We start from the raw sequence: 228 nt of genomic DNA on the forward strand, positions 1-228 counted from the left end.
CAACATTGACGGCACCATCGTCATTGGTGAAGGTGAAATCGACGAAGCACCGATGCTCTACATTGGTGAAAAAGTCGGTACTGGTCGCGGCGACGCGGTAGATATTGCTGTTGATCCGATTGAAGGCACGCGCATGACGGCGATGGGCCAGGCTAACGCGCTGGCGGTGCTGGCAGTAGGCGATAAAGGCTGTTTCCTCAACGCGCCAGATATGTATATGGAGAAGCT

The 228-nt window shown here is 54.4% G+C and carries 1 protein-coding gene; it reads left to right on the forward strand.

Annotation, left to right across the window (positions count from 1 at the left end; translation table 11 throughout):
* The coding region (locus tag R0J88_RS24270; RefSeq protein ID WP_410901497.1) for a fructose-bisphosphatase class II at positions 1-228 on the forward strand (228 nt) is incomplete at both ends.

The sequence above is a fragment of the Pseudoalteromonas sp. SIMBA_162 genome (genome assembly GCF_046535955.1).
GTDB classification, from domain to species: domain Bacteria; phylum Pseudomonadota; class Gammaproteobacteria; order Enterobacterales; family Alteromonadaceae; genus Pseudoalteromonas; species Pseudoalteromonas marina.